This window comes from Pseudomonas sp. Irchel s3f7, assembly GCF_900187615.1.
Classification (GTDB): Bacteria; Pseudomonadota; Gammaproteobacteria; order Pseudomonadales; family Pseudomonadaceae; genus Aquipseudomonas.
In genome coordinates this window covers 1-4,906 of sequence record NZ_FYDO01000060.1, presented here as the reverse complement: position 1 = coordinate 4,906, position 4,906 = coordinate 1, and the positions used below count along the sequence as shown (strand labels likewise).

Genomic DNA, 4,906 nt, shown 5'->3' with positions numbered 1-4,906 from the left:
AAAGGGACCGAGGCGCTGGTGATACTTGCCAGAAAACTGGCTCGGGTACTGTTTGCCTTGATGAAAAACCAAAGTGAATACAAGCCTATTTCTATGTTTGGGGGTTCCCCCCAAACATAGAATCTCCCACAGGTGAATGCGGTCAACTGTAGGAGCGAGCTTGCTCGCGATGGCGTCAGCACAATCAACGTAGCTCATCGCTGAGTCACCTCACGCACAGAGGTCACCGAACTGACGGTATCGATACTCGCCTCCACCGACATCCCCACCCGCAAGCGTTCAGCCAATGGCTGTCCCGGCTCCAGCACAATCTTCACCGGAATGCGCTGCACCACTTTAGTGAAATTGCCGGTGGCGTTGTCCGGTTTGACCGCAGCGAAGGTCACACCTGTGGCCGGTGCAATGCTCTCGACCCGACCGCTCAACGCCGCGCCTCCCAGGCTGTCGACGCGTACCTGCACCTGCTGGCCCGGTTGCACGTCGGTCAGCTGAGTCTCCTGAAAGTTGGCCATCACATAAGCCTGAGCCAAGGGCACCACCGCGAGGATCTTGCTGCCCGGCGCAACATAAGCGCCGACCCGCACTGCACGCTCGCCGACCATGCCGTCCTGAGGCGCGACGATCCGCGTGTAAGACAACTCGTAGCTGGCCATTTCCAGTGCCGCTTGCGCCCGCTTCAAACCGCCTTCGGCCGCATCCCGTTGGGCGGTCAGGATCTCGACCTGTTTGCGTTCCGCCGCCAGCACCGCCGTGGCATTCGCCAACCGGGCGCTGGCCTGGTCGATGCGTGTACGCGCCTGCTGAGCGTTTTGCACTGTGCCGGCACCCACACCGGCCAAGTGGTTGTAGCGGTTCAGTTCATGGTCGGCGAACGCCATCTCGGCCTTGGCCGAAACCACCGAAGATTGCGCTTGAGCAATCACCGAAGACTGCCGCTCGAGGGTCGCCTTGGCATTTTGCAGTTGCGCCCGCGCAACCAAAGTTTCAGCGTCGGCAGCCTGGGCAGCGGCACGCAAATCCCGGTCATCGATCAACGCCAGCAACTGTCCAGCCTTGACCTGCTCGTTGTCTTCGACCAGCACTTGCTTGATGAACCCGGCCACCCGCGGCACCACCAGCGTGTAATCGGCCGAGACATAGGCGTCATTGGTGCTCTGTTGCGTGCGTTTGCCGAACAGACCGGGCACCGCCAGGTACAACAGCACGCCGACGGCCAGCGCAGCGGCCACTGCTACGGCGATTTTTTGCTTTGCTTGAGTCGTCATAAAAAACCTTCAGTTTGCGTGGAGCAATCAGGTCGGCGCGCGCGGTGGATAAGTCCGCGTCGGCAGCCAGAAAATCAGCAGGATCAGCGTCACCGCAATGCCGGCCATGCACAGATAGAGATCCGATGCCGTCAGCACCACGGCCTGTTCGTGCAATCGATGGGCGAGGCCTGGGGTGTTGTCGTCGATCAGGGGTGAATTGCCGAGACGGTCCACGAGCATGGTCGAATGAAAGTGCAGCCTCGACGTGGTCAGCGCCTCAATCACGCCCGTGGCGATCACCGCCGACAGGCCTTTGACCGTGTTGAACCAGGCCGAGGCGAATGGCCCTTCCATCGGGCTGATGCTGCCGGTGGACAGCATCAACAGCGGCAGCACCGCCATCGGTTGACCGAAGATTTGCAGCCATTGCAGTACGTAGAAATCGTCGCGAATCCATTCCGATGTCAGTTGCGAGCCGCCGATGCAGGACAGCGCCAGCATGCTCAGGCCGATGCCCAGAACCCAGCGGCAATCGACCCAGCGAAAATTGCACAACGCGGCCACCAACGGCAGCGCAATCAATTGCGGCAGCGCCGCCAGCAACATGATCGGCGCGGTCTGCACCGGCCGATAACCCTGGACCTGCGCCAGGTAGCTCGACGGAATAATGATCACCGCGAGCAGCACCACCAGCACCCCGGCCAAGGTCAGCAAGGCAAACGACAGGTTACGGATACCGAGCATCTGCATCTTGAAAAACGGAATCGGCTGCGACCACTCGTTGATCAAAAACAGCACCAGCAGCAATAGGCCGCCGCTGAGCAAACCGCAGATCAAATCGGACTCGAACCAGTCCAGTCGATTGCCCTGCAAGATGCCGATCACCAGCATGCAAATCGCCGGAAACCCCAGCAGCAATCCGCGCCAGTTGAACTGCTTGAAACGCTCCAGCCGCAACGGGTCCTGCGGCAACCCATACGCCACGGCGACCATCGCAATCAGGCACGGCGCGATGATTTGCCAGAAGGTCCATTGCCACCCGACATGCTCGGTCCACAACCCGGCCAATGGCGTTCCAAGGCCCGGGCCGAACGTGGCGGTCAGGGCATAACCGGCCAAGCCATACAACTTCACGTTGGCCGGTAGAAAGCGCAGGGCGACGGTCATCAACATCGGCGGCAAAGCGCCGCCGGCCAGGCCTTGCAAGGTGCGCATCAGCAGCAGACTTTCGTAATTCGGGGCGAACGGACACAGCACGCCCAAGAGGGTGAACAGGCTGATGGCGCACAAGGTGAACCGACGCAGCGAGAACGTCACCGCGCACCACGGCGCAAAGGCCATGGCGGCCACGGATGTCGCGGTGTAACTGGCAACCAGCCAAGTGCCTTCGTCGTAACCGATGGATAGCGCGCCGCGAATATCGGCCAGGGCGACTTTGGTCACCATCTCGTTCAGACCCGACACCAGCACCGCCAGCAACACGCCCACCAGGCCAACGATGATGCGCGGGCCGAAGACTTGCGCCGGGACCGTGAGGGACGTCATTACTGCGAGCTCCGGAAGGAAAGTACCGGGAGCATTCTAGGAAGGGCGATGCCTGACGAAAATCAACTTCTCGGCAGCTTATAAATGCACCAGACGCAACAATACAAAACCCTGTAGGAGCAAGCTTGCTCGCGATGGCGCCAAGCCCGTCGATGAAGATGTGCCTGCGCAGCCCTCATCGCGAGCAGGCTCGCTCCTACAGGGATTTGGGCAGGACTTCAAACGGGTTGCGCGGCCAACCACGTCTCATCGCAACACGCCTTGACCGTTTCGCGCATCCAGCGATGGGCCGGGTCCTTGTCGAAACGCGGGTGCCAGGCCTGGGTCAACATCAGGGTCGGTAACGGGATCGGCAGGTCAAAGGAGCGCAGCTTCAACCCCAGCCGCCGCACGCTCAACAGCGCTTCCTTGGGCACCGGCAGAATCAGGTCGGAATCGGGCAACGCGAACATCGCCGCATGGAAACTCGGCGCAATCACCGCCACCCGACGCTCCAGCCCGAGCGCATTGAGGGCGGTATCGATCGGCCCTCGCGCAATGCCACGACGGGACATGCTGATATGGGAAAACCCGGCATAACGCTCTGCAGTGATCTCTTCATCAAACAGCGGATGATCCTCACGTACCAGGCCGACGAAGTGCGTGGAAAACAGGTTCTGCACTTTCACTTCAGGCGTCAGCGGGCGGGTGTTGCTGATGCTCAAATCAATCCGCCCTTCGCGCAACGCCTCATCGTCGCCATCGCCTTCCGGCACGAAACGCAACTCACAGTGCGGCGCCTGCCGGTCCAGGGTGTCGAACAACTTGCCGCCATAAACGCCGACAAAAAAGTCATTGGCCCGAATGCTGAACCGCCGCCGCAGGGAACCCAACTCCACCGCATCGGCCGAACGAAACAGCAACGCCGCCTGCTCCACCACACTGCGCACCTGCTCGCGCAACTCCAGCGCCTTGGGCGTCGGCACCAGCCCACGCCCGGCACGCACCAGAATCGGATCGCCAATGGCCTCGCGAATACGCGTCAACGTCCGGCTCATCGCCGCCGGGCTGAGGTTCATCCGCCGCGCCGCGCCCACCACACTGCCCTCATCGAGCAAGGCGTCGAGGGCGATCAAGAGGTTCATGTCTGGGAGTTGCATTCTGAGCACTCGATAATCGAATGGATTGATTTCAACGCAATCCTAACAGTGCATTCCCGTAGGAGCGAAGCGTGCTCGCGATGAACGAGAACGCGACCCGATTAAAGAAAAACCACAGAACCTAGCAGTTCTGCTAGTTCCCCAAGCCACTTCAACGGGGTAATGCTGAAGACCAATAGTTATCCCTCCTCCCATTGGGTCTCGACATGCCTGACCGCAAGATTGCTGATCAAACCAATGTCCCGTTGAAGCGAACCGTGCTGTTGGCGCCGGATAGCAGCAACTCGGTCATTGCCGAAATCACAGACGGCGCCATCAACACCATCGGCTACTCCGCCTATGGCGAACAATCCGCTCAGCAAGCAGTCGCGACGCGGTTGGGCTTCAATGGCCAGTTGCGTGAAACAACGATTGGCTGGTACTTGCTGGGTAACGGCTACCGCGCCTACAACCCGCGATTGATGCGCTTTCATAGCCCGGACAGTTGGAGTCCGTTTGGAGAGGGCGGGTTAAATCCGTATATGTATTGCGTAGGGGACCCGGTGAATCGGGTAGATCCGACGGGGCATTGGGGAGCACTTGCAGCTCTTTCCGGCATACAGAGGCTCGGGATGGCTGGATACGTCATGTCCACAGTAGGCGCGGGTTTGAACATTAGCTCTTTATGGATAAATCGCGGGAGTGCCACGCTGCTAGGGGCGATTTCCGGACTTTCGGGAATGGTTGCCGGTGTTGCAAGTATGTTTAATTTACCGCCTCAGGGGGGGTGTCAGAAATTTTGTGTTCGGGCATAACATGAGTAAGAGGTGCATGTATGCCAACCAAAAAGAAACCCGCGTTGCGAGAACTACCGAAAATCCCGAAAGAGCTGCTCGAGCAATTCACCGATGGACCGATGACCGCTGAAGCCATTGAGGACGCCTCTGCGGCGTTCAAGAAGGCTTTGATCGAGCGAGCCCTCAGTGCTGAGCTTGG

The 4,906-nt window shown here is 59.8% G+C and carries 4 protein-coding genes and 2 pseudogenes; 3 read left to right on the top strand and 3 right to left on the bottom strand.

What is annotated here, in order from left to right; translation table 11 throughout:
- Window positions 1–120 (top strand): annotated as a pseudogene (locus CKW19_RS29325) (IS110 family transposase); the annotation flags it as partial.
- 74 nt (window positions 121–194) lie between these two features.
- Here the strand turns inward: CKW19_RS29325 and CKW19_RS28105 are convergent.
- The 3 genes from CKW19_RS28105 to CKW19_RS28095 all read right to left on the bottom strand — a co-directional run bounded on the left by CKW19_RS28105 (window position 195) and on the right by CKW19_RS28095 (window position 3,931).
- Window positions 195–1,265: an HlyD family secretion protein gene (locus CKW19_RS28105; protein ID WP_095061772.1), complete on the bottom strand. Its 1,071-nt coding sequence runs from the start codon at window positions 1,263–1,265 to the stop codon at window positions 195–197.
- A 27-nt stretch (window positions 1,266–1,292) separates the two neighbouring features.
- Window positions 1,293–2,792: an MFS transporter gene (locus CKW19_RS28100; protein WP_095061771.1), complete on the bottom strand. Its 1,500-nt coding sequence runs from the start codon at window positions 2,790–2,792 to the stop codon at window positions 1,293–1,295.
- Window positions 2,793–3,010: 218 nt separating this feature from the next.
- Window positions 3,011–3,931 (bottom strand): LysR family transcriptional regulator, encoded by a 921-nt coding sequence (locus tag CKW19_RS28095; protein WP_053160658.1) that lies wholly within the window; start codon window positions 3,929–3,931, stop codon window positions 3,011–3,013.
- Window positions 3,932–4,137: 206 nt separating this feature from the next.
- Here CKW19_RS28095 and CKW19_RS28090 point away from each other — a divergent pair, with 206 nt between their 5' ends.
- Both CKW19_RS28090 and CKW19_RS28085 read left to right on the top strand, forming a co-directional pair.
- Window positions 4,138–4,725 (top strand): RHS repeat-associated core domain-containing protein, encoded by a 588-nt coding sequence (locus tag CKW19_RS28090; protein ID WP_095061770.1) that lies wholly within the window; start codon window positions 4,138–4,140, stop codon window positions 4,723–4,725.
- 20 nt (window positions 4,726–4,745) lie between these two features.
- Window positions 4,746–4,906: pseudogene (locus tag CKW19_RS28085) on the top strand (IS256 family transposase); the annotation flags it as partial.